Here is an 18,194-nt window from a genome sequence, read left to right as displayed (position 1 = left end):
TCCTTCATGCAAAATAGAGGCTGACCGAACCGTAAGGGCCGAAATCGGCATGAATGGTGTCGCCGTGCCGCGCCTCGATCGGACGAATGAACGAACCAGCGAGCACAATCTGTCCAGCCTCGATGCCATCACCATATTGCGCCAGCCGGTTGGCAAGCCAGGCGACGCCGCGGGCAGGCTGGTTGAGGACGCCGGCTCCAAGCCCTGTCTCCTCGACCTCGGCATTGCGGCTGACGATCGCGCCCATCCACCGCATGTCGATTGCATCGGGGCGCACGGCGCGGCCGCCGGTGACGATGCCGGCATTGGCGGCGTTGTCGGAGATGGTGTCGACGATGGTGCGCGCCTTCTTCGTCTCCGGGTCGACGCGCAGGATGCGGGTATCGAGGATTTCCAGGGAAGGGGTCACGTAATCGGTGGCATTCAGCACATCGAAGATCGAGATTCCGGGACCTTTCAGCGGCGCCTTCATGACGAAGGCGATTTCGGCCTCGATGCGCGGCTGGATGAAGCGATCGGCAGGCACGGTGGCGCCGTCTTCGAAAACCATGTCGTCGAACAGCACGCCGGAATCGGGGATGTCGATTTTGAGCGCATATTGCATCGCCTTCGACGTCAGCCCGATCTTCCAGCCGATCGGCTTGCGGCCGCCGGCGATCTTCTTCTTTACCCAGGCGGCCTGCACCGCATAGGCGTCGTCCATGTCCATAGCGGGATGTTTCAGAGACAGGAGCCCGGACTGGATACGGGTGCGCTCGGCCTGGTCGAGGCTTTCGGCCGCCGCCTGGATTTCGTCCTGCGAGAGCATCAGAGCACCTCGTCGGCGATGGTGTTTTTCAGGATGCCGAGCCCGTCGGCCTCGACTTCGACGATATCGCCGGGTTTCAGCCAGATCGGCGGATCGAAGCGGGCGCCAGCCCCCGTCGGCGTGCCGGTGACGATGACGTCGCCCGGAACGAGCGTGGTGAAGGTGGAGATGTAATTGATGATCTTCCGGAAGGAGAAGATCATCCGGCTGGTGCGGTCGCTCTGGCGCACCTCGCCGTTGACACGGGTTTCGAGCTTGATATCGGCAAGCTGGCTTTCATCCCGATAGGGCACAAGCCATGGGCCGATCGCGCCGGTGCGGTCGAAATTCTTGCCCTGCGTGACGTTGAATTTCGCGTGCCGCACCCAATCGCGGATCGTGCCCTCGTTGCAGAGCGACAGGGCGGCGATGTGGGACAAGGCATCCGCCTCGGCAATCCGCCGGCCGCCCTTGCCGATGACGATGACGATCTCGCCTTCATAGTCGAGCTGCGGGCTTTCCGGCGGCCGGATCAGCGCTTCGCCATGGCCGGTAAAGGAACGGGGAAAACGGATGAACAGCGAGGGGTTGGAGGGGGCTGCCTGGCCGTCCTTGTATTCCTCGTTGCGGTCGGGGAAGTTGACCCCGACGCAGATGATCTTTTCCGGCGACGGAATGGGAATTTCGAAGCGGATTTCGTCGAGCGCGAAATCCGGCTTCAAAGCTTTGCCTTCCTCGGCGAGCTGACCGAGGCGGCCCGCCTCGATCACGTCGCGAAGGTTCGCCCAGCTTGCGCCGTGGCGAGCCGACAGGTCGATGACGCCGCCCTCGACAGCAAGCCCATAGCCATGATGGCCGTTTCTGGAAAAAGACAGGAATCGTGGATGGGTCATGCTTGTCTCGGGCCTTCTCTTGGCCTCAGGCGATGCCGCCGAGGCAGACATATTTGATTTCGGTGAATTCCTCGATGCCGTATTTCGAACCCTCGCGGCCGAGGCCGGAAAGCTTGACGCCGCCGAAGGGGGCTTCGGCCGTCGAGATCAGCCCGGTATTGACGCCGACCATGCCGTATTCCAGCGCCTCGGCGACCCGGAAGACCCGGGCGAGATCCTTGGCGTAGAAATAGGAGGCAAGACCGAACTCGGTGTCGTTGGCCTGGGCGATCACATCGGCTTCGTCCTTGAAGCGGAAGAGCGGCGCCACCGGTCCGAAAGTCTCTTCCTTGGCGACAGCCATGGCAGGGGTGACGTCGGCCAGCACGGTCGCTTCGTAGAAGCGTCCGCCGAGTGGGTGGCGGTGGCCGCCGGCAACGACACGGCCGCCCTTGGAAAGCGCATCGGCGACATGCTCCTCGACCTTGGCAAGGGCGGACTCGTCGATCAGCGGGCCGAGATTGATGCCCTCGTCGAAGCCGTTGCCGGTCTTCAGGGCGCCGACGGCTTTCGACAGCTTCTCGGCAAAGGGATCATAGACGCCCTCCTGCACGTAAAGGCGGTTGGCGCAGACGCAGGTCTGGCCGTTGTTGCGGAATTTGGCGATCAGCGCGCCTTCGACGGCCGCATCGAGATCGGCGTCGTCGAAGACGATGAAGGGTGCGTTGCCGCCGAGTTCCAGCCCGAGCTTCTTGATGGTCGGCGCGCTCTGCCTGTAAAGCTCGGCGCCGACTTCGGTCGAGCCGGTGAAGGTCAGCTTGCGCACGACGGGGCTTGCGGTCATCTCGCCGCCGATCGCCCGCGCCGAGCCGGTCAGCACGCTGAACAGGCCTTTGGGGAAGCCGGCGCGCTCGGCGAGGATGGCGATGGCGATCGCCGAAAACGGCGTCTGCGAAGCCGGCTTCAGCACCATGGCGCAGCCGGCGGCAAAGGCGGGTCCTGCCTTGCGGGTGATCATCGCATTCGGGAAATTCCACGGAGTGATGGCGGCAACGACGCCAATCGGCTGCTTCATGACAAGGATGCGCTTGTCCTTCTGATGGCCGGGCACGATGTCGCCATAGACGCGCCGCGCCTCCTCGGCAAACCATTCGATGAAGCTTGCGCCATAGGCGATCTCGCCCTTGGCCTCGGCCAGCGGCTTGCCCTGTTCGGCCGTGAGGATGCGGCCGAGATCGTCCTGATTGTCGATCATCAGCTGGAACCAGCGCCGGAGGATCACAGACCGCTCCTTGGCGGTGCGCCCGGCCCATTCCTTCTGCGCGATCTCGGCTGCGGCGATCGCCGCCTTCGTCTCCGCTGCTCCCAGATTGGGAACGCGGCCGAGGATCGCGCCGGTCGCGGGATTGTCCACCGCGATCGCATTGTCGCCGGCCTCGATCCAGTCGCCGCCGACCAATGCGGCCTGGCGGAACAATGTTGCGTCCTTCAATTCCATGACTCTATCCTCGCCAACGTTGAGAAGCGGGCGATCTCGCCCGCGGGGTAAACGTTCAAGGCGCGATGATCGGCTGGGCCTTCAACTCAGGCTCGACCACATCGGCACCGGCAAACAGGCTACCATGTTCGAACCAGGATTTGGGAGCCGGAGCTCCCCAAAGAGTCTGACGCTGCGGATCCTTGAGATCCCACTTGATCGGCTCGAGATCGGGATCGACTGTCTGGTAGTCCGAGCAGTAGATTTCGATGCGGTGGCCGTCCGGATCAAGGATATAGAGGAAGAAGGCGTTGGAGATGCCGTGGCGACCCGGGCCGCGCTCGATGTTTGAGACCCAGCCGGTGGTCGCCATCAGGTCGAGCAGGTCGATGATGTTGAGCGGCGTCGGCACCCAGAAGGCGGTGTGGTGCAGGCGCGGACCGCGACCGTTGGTGAAGGCAATGTCGTGCACGCCGCCCTTGCGGTGCGTCCAGGCGGCCCAGAGGCGGCCGGTTTCCGCATCCTCGGTATATTCGGTGACGCGGAAGCCGAGCTCGTTATAGAAGGCGACGCTCTCGTCGACGTTGGCCGAGAAGCAGTTGAAGTGGTCGATGCGCAGCGGCTTGACGCCCTTGTAGAGCGCGTATTTCTGGTGGATTGGCGGCAGGCGGTCCATCTTCGAATAGAATTCGATCGGAATGCCATGCGGATCGCGGGTGCGGAAGGTGCGTGCCTGGTAGGGCCGCTCGACCCATTCGACCGGCAGCTCCTTGCTCTCAAAGAAATGCGCGGCCTTGTCGAGATCCTCCTCGCCGAAGACCTTGAAGCCCAGATCGCGGGCTTCGGCCTTGCCGGATTTTTTCAGCACGATGCAGTGATGGCCACGCTCTTCGAGCGCTCTCAGATAAATCGTATCGGCGGTCTCATCCGTCACCTGCAGGCCGAGCGTATCGACATAGAAGGCGCGGGACTTGGCGAGATCGGTGACGCCGAGTTCGACATGGCTGAGACGCACGATGTTGAAGGGCGGATAGAGATTGGGTGTCGGCAGGGGCATGGGTTCCTCCTCTTATGCGTAGATCTGCATGGGCGGCTCAGCCGCCGAGCTTCTGGATGGCGTGCGGCCTGGTGGCGAAGGCGACGTTCTTGGTCTCCATGTAGAAATCGAATGACCAGTCGCCGCCGTCGCGGCCAATGCCTGAGTTCTTGACGCCGCCGAAAGGCGTCGGCAGGTGGCGGACGTTTTCCGAGTTCACCCAGATCATCCCGGCGTCGAGATGGTCGGTGAAACGGAAGGCGCGGGTGACATCCGAGGTCCAGAGATAGCCGGTCAGCCCGTACTGGACGTCATTGGCCAGCGCCAGCGCTTCGGCCTCGTCCTTGAAGGGAATGGCTGTCAGTACCGGCCCGAAGATTTCCTCCTGGGCGATGCGCATCCCGTTGTCGGCGCCGGTAAAGAGAGTGGGGGAGACATAGCAGCCGCCGCCCGGACCATCGAATTTCTCGCCGCCGGCAGCGAGCGTCGCGCCCTCCGAGCGGCCGATCGCGATATATTCCAGCACCTTCCTTTCGTGCACGGGATGGATGAGCGGGCCGATGACCGTTTCGGGATCGAGGGGATGACCGACCTTGATGCGTCTCGCCTTTTCGGCGACGAGTGCGGTGAACCTGTCATAGACGCTATCTTCGACCAGCAGCCGCGAGGACGAGGTGCAGCGCTCGCCGTTCAGCGAATAAATCATGAAGACGGCGGCGTCCGCCGCGCGTTCGAGATCGGCATCGGCGAAGACGATGACCGGGTTCTTGCCGCCGAGCTCGAAATGCACACGCTTCAGCGTGTCGGCGCCCTGCTTCATGATCATTGAGCCGGTGCGGCTCTCGCCGACGAAGCCGATCGCCTTGATCATCGGATGTTCGGTCAGCGCCTTGCCGGCATCTTCGCCGAAGCCATTAACGAGGTTCCATACGCCCCTGGGCAGGCCGGCCTCTTCGGCGATTTCAACGAGCAGGCGGGCCGTCATTGGCGAGAACTCGGCCGGCTTATGGACGATGGTGCAGCCGGCGGCAAGGGCCGGCGCGATCTTCCAGGTCGACAGCATGAAGGGCGTGTTCCACGGCGTGATGATGCCGACCGGGCCGATCGGCACGCGCGTCGTCAGATTCACCTGACCATCGGCGCGCAGGGCCTTGCCGTCACGGGCCTCGGGCGCACGGTCGGCGAAGAAGCGGAAATTTTCCGCACCGCGCAGCGCCGCCTTGGCCATGAATTTCAGCGCCTGGCCGGTATCCATGCATTCGACGAAGGCGATCTCCTCGGCACGGGCGACAATCGCGTCGGCGATCTTATGCAGCAGTTTCTTGCGCGCATCGCCCGGCATGGCGGCCCAATCGGCGAAGGCGGCTTTTGCGGCTTTGGCGGCGCGATCGATATCGACGGCCCTGCCGCGGGCGACGGTTGCGAGCGGCTTCAGGTCGACGGGCGAAATAGTCTCGAAGGTGGAACCATCATCGGCACGCACATCTTCGCCGTTGATGCGATTGAGTACGCCGCCATCCTTCAAGCGGGCGAGAAAGCCTTCGGCCTTTGCGATGTTTTCCTGCAGTTTGGACATCGTCTATTCCTTTGATGTTATGTCATCCCGCCAGGGGGAGGTGTCACTAGCCGCGCAGCCGCGGATGAATGGCGTTCTTCTTCCAGCTCAGCTCCGCATCGATCTCGCGGATCTCCAGCGACAGCGCGAAATGCGGCGTCTCGAACAGCGGACCCAGAACGTCGATGGCCGCCGCAAAGATCGCTTCGCCCGTGCGCTTTTTCTCCTCGGCCGTGCGCCCCTTGCCGATGCGGAAGTTCAGATCGACAAAGCCGTTTTCCGGGAGCTCATCGGCAATCGCATAATGGTCGGCGCGAAGGGCGCGCACGCGCACCGCGCCGATCTCAAAAAGGCCCGTCTCCAACACGGTCTTCAGCAGCGTCCGGCAGAGCTCGCCGATATCGGCGCGGCCTTCGAGATTGGCCGAATATTCGATGGTGAGATGCGGCATCGATCCTCCCCGATCCCTATTTACTTAACACGTTAATGAATTTGCCGACGATGTCAAGCGTCGGCATCGAGCTTTCTTGCAAGCTCCAGACTTTCGGCGACATAACGAGACAGGCGTTCGGCCGCCCCCGGAATTTCAGGCCGCTCGGCAAGCCAGCCGATATAGGTGAGGCTCCTCAGCACCATGAACAGCGGCAGGCTTTGCAGTGCCGCATCGGAAAGCACGCGCCGGCTGCGATAGCCCGCGATCAGGGCGCCTTCGATATCGGCATAGGCAGGCTCCTGGCGGTTCTTGAGCAGGGTCGTGGCAACGTCAAAGAGACGGAAGCCATATCCGGCATCGTCGAAATCGATGAAAGCGACGCGATTTTCATCTCCGGTCAGGTAGATGTTCTCGCGCACCAGATCGGCATGGATCAGGCCATAGTTGATGCCGTTTCGCTGCACCTCGCCAAGGCGGCGGCGCAGGTCGTCGCGCAATGTCGAGAGTGCGGCGGCCTCGTCGCGCGAAGGCCCCGGACAATCCCAGAAACGCCCCCAGAGTGGGCTCTCTCCGAGCAGGCCGTCGGCGTCCCAGGCCGGGCGGCGGAAGCCTGTCGGCGGAGCCCAGGCGTCCGCAAGATCATGCATGGTCGCCATCGCATGGCCGATGCGGAAGAAGATATCCGCCTGGGTTTTCGCCGATTGCAACAGCGGCGTGCCGGTCTGCCCGAGCGCCGTGCCGTCGATCCAGCTGACGACATCGGCATGCTGCTCGGGAAACTTTCGGTTTGCCGGCAGGCGGACGAGGTTGCGCCCGTCGCCTGTTGGTACGGGGCTCGGCACGTCGAGGTCGCCGCGCCGCAGTGCCGCCATGAAGGCAAGTTCCGATTGCAGGCTCGTTGCGTCGTGATAGCCCGGCCGGTGCAGCCGCAGGGCGGCGGGTTGCCCGTCGGCGAGGGTGATGCGGAAAACCGCGTTTTCCCGGTATTTCAGCAAGATCGGTTCATCTGAGAGGACTGCCCAATGATCGAGCGCTTCCAGCGCGCGTTTCTGCAGGGCATCCCGCATGGTTTGCGGCAATTGGTCGGCCATTTCGCCTCACAGGCCCGACAGCACGTCGTCGAAGACCGACAACATCAGATCGGCGTTATCCCGCGAGAAGGGCATCGGCGGGCGAATTTTGGTGGCGCATTGATGGATGCCGATCTTGCCCATCAGCACGCCGCGCTCGCGCATTTCATTGACGATCCGGCTTGCCTCAGCGGTTGCCGGCTCCTTCGTCGCCCGATCCAGCACGAATTCCATGCCCATGAAGAGACCGCTGCCGCGCACGTCGCCGATGATCGGATGTTTCTGCGCAAGCCGCTTGAAGGCATCACGGGTGTATTCGCCGACACTACGCGCGTTCTCGATCAGCTTCTCGTCCTCGATCACGTCGAGGACCGCCATCGCTGCCGCGCAGGAGACGGGGTTTCCGCCGAAGGTGTTGAAGTAGCGGAAGGCCTTGCGGAAGGCGTTCAGCACCTCGGCATTGGCAACGACGCCGCCGACCGGATGGCCGTTTGCCATCGGCTTGCCGAGCGTCACGATATCAGGAACGATGCCGGCGCGCTGGTGGCCCCACATATCAGAGCCGGTGCGGCCGAAACCGGGCTGCACTTCGTCGGTGATCACGAGGCCGCCGGCCTTGCGCACGGCCGCGACTGTCTTGTCGAGAAAGCCCGGCGGCAAATCCGGGAAGCCTTCATTGGCGAAGAATGGATCGATGATGATGGCCGAAAAACCGTGCGGGCTCTCCTGCAGCGAGGCGATCGCCGCCTCGACCTCGGCCGCGAAGGCCGTGGCAAAGGCGTCTCCACCTTCGCCGCCGAGCGGACGATAGCTGTCGGGCGCCGGCACGTGGCGGACGTGGCCACCGAAGCCGCCGACCGGCGGCATGCGGGTCGAGAGCTGCGATACCGCCGCCGTATTGCCGTGATAGGTGTGGTTGGTCGCGATGACGCCGGTCTTGCCGGTCACCGCCTGCGCCATCCGCAGCGCCACATCGTTCGCCTCGCTGCCGGTACAGGTGAGGATCGCGGCGTCGAGGCTCCTGTCGAAGGTCGCGGTCAGGCGTTCGACATAGTCGAGAATGCCTTCGTGCAGATAACGCGTGTGGGTGTTCAGCGTCGAAGCCTGCCGGGTGATGGCTTCGACGACGCGCGGATGGCAATGGCCGACATGCGGCACATTGTTGTAGCAATCGAGATATTGCCGGCCGTCGGCATCCCAGAGCCAGACGCCTTCGCCGCGCACCAGATGCACCGGCTCATCGTAAAAGAGCGACATGTTGCTGCCGAGAAGCCGCTCGCGGCGGGCGATAAGAGCTGCATTGTCGGACATGATCAATTCCTCACGGCTGCAAGGCCGGCGTCGAGCGCCGTCAGGATCGTCTGGACGTCGCCCGCCGTGACGATCAGCGGCGGCGACATGATGACGTTGGCGCCGGAGGTGCGCACCAGCACGCCGGCGTCATAGGCAGCGTCCTGCACCTTCTGCAGGACATCCTTCGATGCCGCAGTCTTCTTCTTGCGGTCGCTGACGAGTTCGAGCGCGCACATCAGGCCCTTGCCACGCACGTCGCCGATCAACTCATGCCTGCCCTGCAGCGCCCTGAGGCCGGCAATGAGTTCTTCTCCGCGGACGGCGGCATTGGCGGCGACGTTCAGCCGCTTCGTTTCCTTGAGCGTCGCAAGGGCGGCGGCCGCACCAGCGGGATGGCCGGAATAGGTGTAGCCGTGGCCGATGCTGCCGAATGCACCCTTGCTGCCTTCGAACACCTCCGCCACCTTGTCCGAGATCATGACGGCGCCGAAGGGGAAATAGCCGTTGGTGATTGCCTTGGCGGTCGACATCAGATCAGGCTTGACGCCCCAGAGACGCGATCCCGTCCAGGCGCCGGTGCGGCCGAAAGCGGTGATGACCTCGTCGGCGATCAGCAGAATGCCGTATCGGTCGCAGATTTCGCGCATCAGCGGCAGGAAGGTTTCATGCGGGACGATGACGCCGCCGGCCCCCAGCACCGGTTCGACGATCAGGGCGGCAATGGTGTCCGCCCCTTGAAATGCGATCTCGTCTTCGAACAGCCGGCCGATCGCGGCGGCGATCTCCGCGCCGTTGTCGGTGTCGAACGGGTTGCGATAGGCAAAGGGCGCCGGCAGGTGGAAGACGCCCGGAAGCAGCGGTTCGTAGTTGCGACGGAAGTTCTGGTTGCCGTTGACGGATGCGCCGCCGAAATGCGTGCCGTGATAGCCCTTCTTCAACGCGACGAATTTGGTGCGCTCCGGCTGCCCGTTGATCTTGTGGTACTGGCGCGCCAGGCGCAGGCAGGTCTCGACCGAATCCGAGCCGCCCGAGGTGAAGAAGGAGCGGCTCAATCCGTCCGGCCTGAACCACTCGGCAAGCTCGTAGGAGAGTTCGATCAGCGGAGAATTGGTCGTGCCGCGGAATGTCGAATAATAGGGCAGCTCGTCGAGCTGGTCGCGGATCGCCTTTTTCACCGGCTCGCAGGAATAGCCGAGATTGACGTTCCAGAGACCACCGACGGCATCCAGCACCTTCTTGCCCTGGATGTCGACGATCTCGACGCCTTCGCCGGCATTGATGATGCGCGGCGGCTGGGCCTGCATTTCGGCCGGATGGGCCATCGGGTGCCACAGATGGCGGGCGTTGTTTTCGATTATGAAATTGGTTTCACGCATCGGAATTCCTCTCGGGTTCAGAGGCCCAGCATGGCAAGTGCGCGGGCATAGCTTTCGGCAGGGCGGGTGACGTCGAAATGCACATGCGGCAATCCGACGGCTTCGGCGCCTTCGATGTTCTTCTTCTGGTCGTCCACGAAAACGCAGGCTTCGCGCGGCAGGCCGAGTTCGGTCAGCACCTGCTCGTAGGCGCGCGGATCGGGCTTCAGGATCTTGGTGTAGGTGGCGTCGGCGATGACGTCGAAGAGGTCGATCAGCGGGAAGCGTTTGCGAAACTCGACGCCGTAGAAGAGATCGAGTTCGTTCGACAGGATGGCGAGCTTCAATCCCGCTTTCTTGGCCTTCAGGATGGCGTCGCGGGCTTCCGGCCGCAGCACCAGTTCGGGCTCGGCGCCGCGGGCGCGACGCACGAAGGTCTGCATGTCGGCCCAGTTCTCGCCAACCAGGCGTCCGACTTCGCCGGCGCGCGTCAGCCAATAATCGCGTTCGGTTATCTCGCGGTTCTGCATTTTCACCCAGAGCGGGTCGGTCGCGGTGTCGAACGGACCGAGCCAGGTGAGCGAGCCCCGGGGAAGGCCGAGCGTGCGCTCCGTGATGCCATGCGTCTCGAACAGGGTACGGGTGACCACGCCGCCGAAATCGAGAATGAGGGCGCGTTCGCCTGTCATGGCCGTCCTTCCGGGATGATGCCCTCGGCCACCCAGCTGTCGAAAACGGCAAGGGCTGCGGCCGAAAAGGATGAAGAATTGATATGCGCCTCGACTTCCTGGAACGTGACGGATGGCGGGATTACGCGGCGCATCTCGTCGAGGAAGGCGGCAAGGCCTTCCGGATCATGCAGCGGCTCCTCCGGCTTGTCCCATTCCTGCAGCCCTTCGGTCGGCAGCAGGAAGGCGACCCTGGCCTCGGCCCCCGCCAGTTTCCGGCCAATCACCCGTGCCACTTCCCGACGCCCGTCCGGCGAGGTCGTCACCGATCCGATCAGCCGGTTATGGGCATGGTAGGGGCGATCGGCGAAAATATCCGGCAGCGTCTGCCAGGCCTGGAGATCGACCATGTCGACGGCGCCGGGCGCAACGATCTGCGGAATGCCGGCGCGGCCGGCATTTTCGAGCCTGTCCGGCCCAGATGTCACCACAGTGCCGTAATGGTGATTGCTGACCTCCTGGATGCAGAAATCGAAGACGGCGGCAAAGCCGGCCTCAGCGGCGATGGCTTCGAAAGCGCGGCCGCCCATGCCGGTGGCATGGAAGACGGCGAGGTCGTAACCGCGCTTTTCCATTTCGGGCCGCAGATGCTTCATATATTTCAGGCAGGAAGAGCCGAGCGAGGTCATGCCGATCAGCGGGCGGGTGCGATCCGGTTTGGTTCCGTGCTTTGCCGCGCCGACGACGGCGCCGCAGGCCTGCGACAGCACCGAGCGGCAGATGCTGTTGAGCCCGTAGAGGCCGCCGGCCCACAGGATCATCATCAGATCCGGCGCGATGCGCTCGGGTGGGATCAGATGGGAATAGGCGATGGTCGAGACCACGAATTTCGGCACGCCGAGCGGCAGGACAGCGGCGACATCGAGGGCCAGATCCGTGCCCATCGAGCCGCCGAGCACGATGATGCCGTCGACGAGCCCCTCCCTGTAGAGCCGCAGCGTCAGCGCCGCCGCACCGCTCGCCATCGCCGCCATGGCGCTGTTTTCATCGCCGCTTTCGGCGATCGCCGCAATCGAGGTGGCGGCGGCCTTGGCGATGTCGTGCTTGGAATAATCGGGAACGTAAGGCGGGTCGCCGAGAATGCTGACATCGACCATGACGGGCTCCCCGCCGGCCTCGGCGATGACAGACGCCATGAATTGCAGTTCATCGCATTTGGTGTCACCGGTTCCGACGACGAGGATCCTTGGCAAGGCAGCCGCGGGGCTCATCAATCTCTCCTCCTGATGTTTGGACTGGTTCCCATGAGCCTTTCCGACCCGTAGTATTTTTCTGAAATGTCGTTGGCCGCCGCTGCCGCCTGGGAGCCGAATTCGTGAATAGCCGTCTTCGTGGTGCGCGAGAGCGGGGCTGCGATTGCCACGCAGCCCACCGGCCGCCCGTCCGGCGCGCGCACGGGTGCAGCGACGCTGATGACGCCGGCTTCGAGGCCCTGATGGCAGATCGAAAAGCCGCGTGCGGCCGTCTCCCCGAGCAGACCGCGGATCATTTCGGGATCGACGACCGTATGATCGGTGAATTTTTCGAGCGGCTTTTGAAGCGCTGCGTCGATCTCCTTGGGCGGGCAGAAGGCGAGGAAGGCAAGGCCGGATGCAGTGGCGTGAAGGGGCAGGATGCTGCCGACATCGACGATGATGCGATGCGCGCGCGGCGGATCTTCCACATGGATGGTCGACAGCTTGCCGCCGGAAAATTCGGAAAGATGCACCGTCTCCGCCGAGGATTCGGCGAGCGTCTTTATGAAGGGCACGGCAACCCGCAAGAAGGGATAGCGCGCCTCGCGGATGCGGGCGAGCCGAACCGGCGCCGATCCGATCCTGTAGCGGCGGCTATCGGCGTCCTGCTCGATGAAACCGTGTTTTTCCAGTTCCACCAGGAAGCGCCGTGCCGTTGCCTTGTCGAGCGAACACAGGCGGGCGATGTCTGTCAGACCCACTTCCTTGTCCAGCCGTGACAGGGTGTCCAGCAATGAAAGCGCCTTTCCGATCGTGCTCATCGTTCTTCCTCTTGGGTGGGCTTCATGTCCCGGCCTGTCGCATCCGGCTTTACGCCATCCGTCAGATCAGCCCGCAAACCCTGTGATGCCGCATGATAGCGGCGACCCAAGATACTTAACATGCGAAATAACTTGACAGAGGCTGGGATTGTTTGCAAGTCTATATTTGAAGCTAAGGTTCAAATAATGAACCATAAGCGCTGACGGCGGCAAAATCAACAAAAGCCGAAAACCCCGCTCGTCAGTCCGGTTCTGGTGGAGGTCGCCTGCGCGCAATCGCAGCGATGATCGGATACTCTGACACAAGGGGAACGAAGACAGATGAATACGCAAAATTCGCAAGGCCCGGCTGAGAACCAGCTGCGCAAGAACAGTCTCGGCGTCGGCGCCGTGACCTTCCTGGTGGTTTCAGCCGCCGCACCACTGACGGCGGTCGCCGGCGGCGTGCCGCTGTCGATGATGCTCGGCAACGGGCCGGGCATTCCGCTGACCTTCCTGCTGGTGACCGGCATCCTGCTGCTGTTTGCCGTCGGCTACGTCGCCATGGCGCGTCATATCCGCAATGCCGGCGCCTTCTATGCCTATACCGCGCAGGGGCTCGGCGGCCTCATGGGCGGGGCGGCCGCGCTGATCGCGATCCTCGCCTATAATGCCATGCAGATCGGGGTTCTCGGCCTCTTCGGCGCGGCGACCAGAGGTTTTTTCGCCGAGCAGATCGGCCTCGACCTTCCCTGGTGGGTCTGGAGCTATATCGGCATCGCCTTCGTCGCCGTTTTCGGCTACCGCCGGGTCGATCTCTCGGCCAAGGTGCTGACGGTGCTCGTCATCCTCGAATATCTCGTCGTCCTCGTCATCGACGCCGCGATCTTCGTCAAGGGCGGCGATGCCGGCCTCTCCGCCGCGCCGTTCACGCTCGCCGCCTTCTGGAGCGGTACGCCGGCCATCGGCCTGCTGTTCTGCTTTGCCGCCTTCATCGGCTTCGAGGCAACGACCATCTACAGCGAGGAAGCGCGCGAACCGCAGAAGACCGTGCCCCGCGCCACCTATATCTCCGTGCTGATCATCGGCCTCTTCTACATGCTGACCTCCTGGCTGATGGTGAACGGCGCCGGCGTCGACAAGTTGGTGCCCGAGCTTCAGGGCCTCGCCGATCCCACGACCTTCCTATTCGGCCTCGCCGAGCGTTATGTCGGCCACTGGATCACCGTGGTGATGAGCGTCCTCTTCATCACCAGCCTGTTTGCCGGCGTCCTTGCCTTCCACAACGGCGTTGCACGCTACATGTATGTCGCCGGCCGCGAGGGCCTGCTGCCGAAGTCCGTCGGCGTCACCCATCCGGTTTTCCAGAGCCCGCATGTCGGCTCGATCATCCAGACCGTCATTGCGATTCTCGTCGTGGCGCTCTTTGCGCTGACCGGCCAGGATCCTGTTCTGGCGCTGTTTTCGTGGCTGACCAATGTCGCGACGCTCGCTATCATCCTGCTGATGGCCTTCACGGCCTTCGCGATCGTTGTGTTCTTCAGCCGCAATCCTGGGCTCGAACACAATGTCCTGGCCGTCAAGATCTTGCCCGTCGTGACAGGACTGATCCTGCTGGCATTGGTCTATTATATCTCGGCGAATTTCGGCGCGATCGCCGGCGCCAACGGCGTGCTCGCCGTGCTCCTGCCAGGTCTCGTGCTGATCGCCGGAATTATCGGGCTGCTGGCGGCGGCGCGGCTGAAATCGGCGGATGCCATCGGTTTTGCCCGACTCGGCGCCGGCCAGGAAGCCTGAGGCATCCCATCAACGGTGGCGGAGCTATCCGCCACCCTTTTTCTATGAGGGCATGATATGCAGGACAAGATCGATCGGTTGCGGACATTGCCCGTTTCCTTACAATCGCTTTTCATCGACGGCGCCTGGCGCCCGGCCGCAAACGGCGCCACGATGGATGTCATCTCGCCGATCGACGGCGTGAGGCTGACGACGATCGCAGACGCCGGCGCCGAAGATGTCGACCAGGCGGTCAAGGCGGCGCGGCGCGCCTTCGAAAAGGGCAGCTGGTCGCGGGCAGCGCCCGCCGAGCGCAAGAAGGTGATGCTGAAGATCGCCGAACTGATCGAGAAGAACGCGCTCGAACTCGCCGTGCTCGGCGTGCGCGACAACGGCACGGAAATCTCCATGGCGCTGAAGGCCGAGCCGGGCAGCGCTGCCGGCACCTTCCGCTACTATGCCGAGGCGATCGACAAGGTTTATGGCGAGATTGCAGCGACCGCCGACAACATTCTCGGCCTTGTCCACCGCGAACCGGTGGGCGTCGTCGCCGCCATCGTGCCGTGGAATTTCCCGATGATGATCGGCGCCTGGAAAATCGCGCCCGCGCTCGCGGCCGGCAATTCCGTGGTGCTGAAACCGGCCGAGGGCGCGTCGCTTACGCTGCTGCGGCTTGCCGAACTTTGCGCCGAGGCGGGATTGCCGGATGGCGTGCTCAACGTCGTCACCGGGCGCGGCGCCGTCAGCGGCGAGGCACTCGGACTGCACATGGATATCGATGTGCTCGCCTTTACCGGTTCCGGCCCGGTCGGCCGCCGGCTGCTCGAATATTCGGCGCGTTCCAACCTGAAACGCGTCTATCTGGAACTCGGCGGCAAATCGCCGAACATCGTCTTTGCCGATGCGCCGGATCTCGATCAGGCCGCCAAGGTCTCCGCCTACGGCATCTTCCGCAATTCCGGCCAGGTCTGCGTCGCAGGCTCCCGCCTGCTGGTCGAAAAACCGATCCACCAGGCTTTTTCGGAAAAGGTCGCCGGCATTGCCGCGGCCATGAAGGTCGGGGACCCCTTGCAGCTTTCGACCGAGGCCGGCGCGGTTTCAAGCGAGATCCAGTTGCAGAAGGACCTCGGACACGTCGCCCAGGCCTTGTCGGAAGGTGCTCAATTGCGCACCGGCGGCGCGCGCATTCTGGAAGAGACGGGCGGCTATTACATGCGCCCGGCCGTCTTCGACGTGTCACCGTCCATGACGCTCGCCCGCGAAGAGGTCTTCGGACCGATCCTGTCGATCATTCCCTTCGAGACGGAGGCGCACGCCCTGCAAATCGCCAACGCCACGGAATATGGCCTCGCCTCCGCCGTCTGGACAGCGAACCTGTCGCGCGCTCACCGGATGGTGCGTGGTATCCGCGCCGGCGTCGTGCACGTCAACACCTATGGTGGCGCCGACAACAGCGTGCCGCTCGGCGGCGTCAAGCAGTCGGGCAACGGCCACGACAAATCCCTGCATGCCCTCGATAAATATGTCGATCTGAAAACGGCGTGGATTCAGCTCTGAGGGAATATTCGCGGGACCGACGGGAAGATCTGCATTGGTGGCGACACAATAAAGGATGCGGTCCGAAGACCGCATCCTTTTGTATTTGAACCGCATCGAAGAGAGGCCGGTGCCTATCCTCCGAAGCTGCCGGCCTGTGTCGGCACGTGCACATAATTCCGGTCGAAGTATAGCAGCGCGTGGCCATCGACGCGGCTTCTTATATCGATGACTTCTCCGATGAAGATATTGTGCGTGCCGACGAGGCGGACTTCCGTCAGGCGGCAATCGAAGGAGACGATGGCGTCGCTGAGCGCCTGGCTGCCCGAGCGGAACGTGATCCAATCGGCCGCCGCGTAGCGCTCGTTCATGTCGGCCCGCTGGCCGGCGAAATAGCCGGCGAGATCCTTGTGTTCCTGCGTCAGCACGTTGACGCAGAAGCGGCGGTTTTCGAAGAACAGGTCCGTCTGGGCCGAGCGGCTGTTCATGCAGACGAGCAGCGTCGGGGGTTCGTCGGTGACGCTGCACATCGCGGTGGCGGTGAACCCGCCGCGCCCGGCGGGTCCGTTGGTGGTGATGACGTTGACGGGGGCGCAGACCCTTGCCATCGCATTGCGGAACTCGGTTTTCGAGACTTGCTCCTCCATGGTCACGCCCTCACTCGGCCGCGTTGCGGATGGCGGATGCCTCATCGAGCGGCGCCAGCCAAGTGTCGCCGGTCCAGCCGTTTTCGTCATAGTCGCTCATGCAGCGATCGACGAGCGCTTCCATCTCCTTCAGGCGCCCGCCGCGCTCCGCACCCTTCAGCACCTGCAACCGGACTTCCTCGGGCGCGCCGGCATAATTAAGTTCGTAGAGCGCATGGCGGCCGCCGAATTCGGTGCCGGTCGCATCCCAAAGCAGCTTCATGATCTTGATGCGCTCGATATGGCCCATATCGTTTGAGCCGCGCACATATTGTGCGAGATAGCGATCGATCTCGGGATTGCCGAAATCCTTCGCCGAGGAAGGAAGATAGATCAGCCCCGAGGCGACGACCTTGCGCACGGTCTCGATGACGCGGGGATAGGCTTCCGACATGAAGGTGCGGTAGGAAAGAGCGGCTTCCATGTTCGGTAGCACGGCGCCGTTTGCCCAGGGCTGCGGATTATAGGCCATGGCATTGGAGAAGGACCAGAACATATGGCGCAGCGCAATGACTTCGCCGAGTGCCGCCTGATTGCCGCGGAAGGCGTCTCCTCCGGTCGCGCGCAACGCCTTGGTCAGCAGCCCAGCGAGGAAATCGAGCTTTACGGCAAAGCGCGTACAGCCCTGGAAGCAATAGCCGTGCATGAAACCGGAGGCCGGATGGAACGAGAGGATCTTGGCGGCGTCGCGCAGTACCAGCACATCCTCCCAGGGCACGAACACATTGTCGAGCACCAGGATCGCGTCGTTCTCGTCGAAGCGCGACGATAGCGGATAATCAAACGGGTGGCCGACGGTGTTGGAGGTCTGCTCGTAGGAGACGCGGCAGAACATCTTGATCCCTGGCGCGTTCATCGGCACGATGAACATGACCGACAGCGAGGGATCCTCCGTCACCGTCGCCGAGCTCTGGGCGAGGAAATTATAGTGGGTCAGCGCCGACGAGGTGGCGACCACCTTGGCGCCTGATACGTAGATGCCGGCATCGGTTTCTTTGGTGATGTGAACGAAGACATCCTTGACGGCGTCGGCCGGCTTGTGGCGGTCGATCGGCGGGTTGACGATCGCGTGGTTCATGAACAGCACGGATTCCTGCGCGCGCTTGTGCCAAGAAAGCGCATTGTCCTTGAACGGGCCGTACCAGTCGGCATTGGCGCCGAGCGTGTTCATCAGCGCCGCCTTGTAGTCGGCGGTGCGGCCCATCCAGCCGTAGGACATGCGCGCCCAGTCCGCGATGGCGCCCTGCTGGGCGACGAGGTCGGCGGAGGACTTCGCCACCCGGAAATATTTGTGGGTATATCCGCCCGAGCCGGTATCGGTCGGCGATGTCAGACGGTCCTTCGTCTTTTCATCATGCAGAGCATCGTACATCCGAGCGATGGAGCGAGCGGAATTGCGCATCGACGGATGAGTGGTGACGTCGGCAATTCGCTCGCCGTTGATATAGACCTCACGCCCGTCTCGCAGGCTGGCGAGATATTCGGCGCCGGTAAATGGACGGGTGCTGTCTCCGCGGTGGTCTTCAGCTCGCATATTGCGTTCCTCCCTTGAAATGTCGAGAGAAGCTAGATCGGAATAGCCAGCGGGGCTATGGACAAAGAGGGCAAATCGATT

16 protein-coding genes are annotated in these 18,194 nt (G+C 63.1%); 2 read left to right on the top strand and 14 right to left on the bottom strand.

All coding sequences use genetic code 11. The annotated features are described in order from the left end of the window. Positions 1-4 precede the first annotated feature (4 nt). Genes hpaH through J2J99_RS22445 form a run of 12 tightly spaced genes read right to left on the bottom strand, consistent with a single transcriptional unit; the run spans position 5 to position 12,602 of the window. Positions 5-808 (bottom strand): 2-oxo-hept-4-ene-1,7-dioate hydratase, encoded by an 804-nt coding sequence (gene hpaH, locus J2J99_RS22500; RefSeq protein ID WP_168298007.1) that lies wholly within the window; start codon positions 806-808, stop codon positions 5-7. Beyond that, positions 808-1,680 carry a fumarylacetoacetate hydrolase family protein gene (locus J2J99_RS22495; protein WP_168298005.1) on the bottom strand — a complete coding sequence of 291 codons (873 nt, stop codon included), beginning with the start codon at positions 1,678-1,680 and terminating at the stop codon, positions 808-810. The genes hpaH and J2J99_RS22495 overlap by 1 nt, the downstream gene beginning before the upstream one ends. Before the next feature lie 25 nt (positions 1,681-1,705). Continuing rightward, positions 1,706-3,157 carry an NADP-dependent succinate-semialdehyde dehydrogenase gene (gene gabD, locus J2J99_RS22490; RefSeq protein ID WP_168298003.1) on the bottom strand — a complete coding sequence of 484 codons (1,452 nt, stop codon included), beginning with the start codon at positions 3,155-3,157 and terminating at the stop codon, positions 1,706-1,708. Positions 3,158-3,212: 55 nt separating this feature from the next. Further along, a complete protein-coding gene (gene hpaD, locus J2J99_RS22485) occupies positions 3,213-4,193 on the bottom strand; it encodes a 3,4-dihydroxyphenylacetate 2,3-dioxygenase (RefSeq protein WP_168298002.1) in 981 nt (326 codons plus the stop codon). Between the two features lie 37 nt (positions 4,194-4,230). After that, positions 4,231-5,748 (bottom strand): 5-carboxymethyl-2-hydroxymuconate semialdehyde dehydrogenase, encoded by a 1,518-nt coding sequence (gene hpaE / locus J2J99_RS22480; RefSeq protein ID WP_168297999.1) that lies wholly within the window; start codon positions 5,746-5,748, stop codon positions 4,231-4,233. Between the two features lie 46 nt (positions 5,749-5,794). After that, complete coding sequence (locus tag J2J99_RS22475; RefSeq protein WP_168297997.1) at positions 5,795-6,178, bottom strand: 5-carboxymethyl-2-hydroxymuconate Delta-isomerase; 384 nt, start codon at positions 6,176-6,178, stop codon at positions 5,795-5,797. 53 nt (positions 6,179-6,231) lie between these two features. Continuing rightward, positions 6,232-7,251: a phosphotransferase gene (locus J2J99_RS22470; protein WP_168297995.1), complete on the bottom strand. Its 1,020-nt coding sequence runs from the start codon at positions 7,249-7,251 to the stop codon at positions 6,232-6,234. A 6-nt stretch (positions 7,252-7,257) separates the two neighbouring features. Next, positions 7,258-8,541: an aspartate aminotransferase family protein gene (locus J2J99_RS22465; protein ID WP_168297994.1), complete on the bottom strand. Its 1,284-nt coding sequence runs from the start codon at positions 8,539-8,541 to the stop codon at positions 7,258-7,260. Positions 8,542-8,543: 2 nt separating this feature from the next. After that, positions 8,544-9,899: an aspartate aminotransferase family protein gene (locus tag J2J99_RS22460; RefSeq protein WP_168297992.1), complete on the bottom strand. Its 1,356-nt coding sequence runs from the start codon at positions 9,897-9,899 to the stop codon at positions 8,544-8,546. A gap of 17 nt (positions 9,900-9,916) precedes the next feature. Beyond that, the gene (locus J2J99_RS22455) at positions 9,917-10,567 is read right to left on the bottom strand and encodes an HAD family hydrolase (protein ID WP_168297990.1); all 651 of its coding nucleotides are present in this window, start codon (positions 10,565-10,567) and stop codon (positions 9,917-9,919) included. Next, entirely contained in the window at positions 10,564-11,817 is a 1,254-nt protein-coding gene (locus J2J99_RS22450; protein WP_168297988.1) for a Tm-1-like ATP-binding domain-containing protein, read from the bottom strand. Before J2J99_RS22450 ends, J2J99_RS22455 begins: the two co-directional genes overlap by 4 nt. Continuing rightward, positions 11,817-12,602 (bottom strand): IclR family transcriptional regulator, encoded by a 786-nt coding sequence (locus J2J99_RS22445; protein WP_168297986.1) that lies wholly within the window; start codon positions 12,600-12,602, stop codon positions 11,817-11,819. The genes J2J99_RS22450 and J2J99_RS22445 overlap by 1 nt, the downstream gene beginning before the upstream one ends. Positions 12,603-12,923: 321 nt before the next feature. Here J2J99_RS22445 and J2J99_RS22440 point away from each other — a divergent pair, with 321 nt between their 5' ends. Beyond that, positions 12,924-14,378, top strand: coding sequence for an APC family permease (locus tag J2J99_RS22440; protein ID WP_168297984.1), 1,455 nt, complete (start codon positions 12,924-12,926; stop codon positions 14,376-14,378). 57 nt (positions 14,379-14,435) lie between these two features. Then, entirely contained in the window at positions 14,436-15,914 is a 1,479-nt protein-coding gene (locus J2J99_RS22435) for an aldehyde dehydrogenase (protein WP_168297982.1), read from the top strand. A gap of 113 nt (positions 15,915-16,027) precedes the next feature. Here J2J99_RS22435 and J2J99_RS22430 read toward each other — a convergent pair whose 3' ends face one another. Together J2J99_RS22430 and J2J99_RS22425 are read right to left on the bottom strand one after the other, a co-directional pair. Then, the gene (locus J2J99_RS22430; protein WP_168297980.1) at positions 16,028-16,540 is read right to left on the bottom strand and encodes a flavin reductase; all 513 of its coding nucleotides are present in this window, start codon (positions 16,538-16,540) and stop codon (positions 16,028-16,030) included. A 10-nt stretch (positions 16,541-16,550) separates the two neighbouring features. Beyond that, positions 16,551-18,113 carry a 4-hydroxyphenylacetate 3-hydroxylase N-terminal domain-containing protein gene (locus J2J99_RS22425; RefSeq protein WP_168297978.1) on the bottom strand — a complete coding sequence of 521 codons (1,563 nt, stop codon included), beginning with the start codon at positions 18,111-18,113 and terminating at the stop codon, positions 16,551-16,553. Positions 18,114-18,194: the final 81 nt, after the last annotated feature.

Origin of the sequence: Rhizobium binae, from assembly GCF_017357225.1 — a bacterium.
Lineage (GTDB): Bacteria > Pseudomonadota > Alphaproteobacteria > Rhizobiales > Rhizobiaceae > Rhizobium > Rhizobium binae.
Note: the sequence above shows the minus strand (reverse complement) of the source record. Positions and strands in the feature narration are given on the sequence as shown.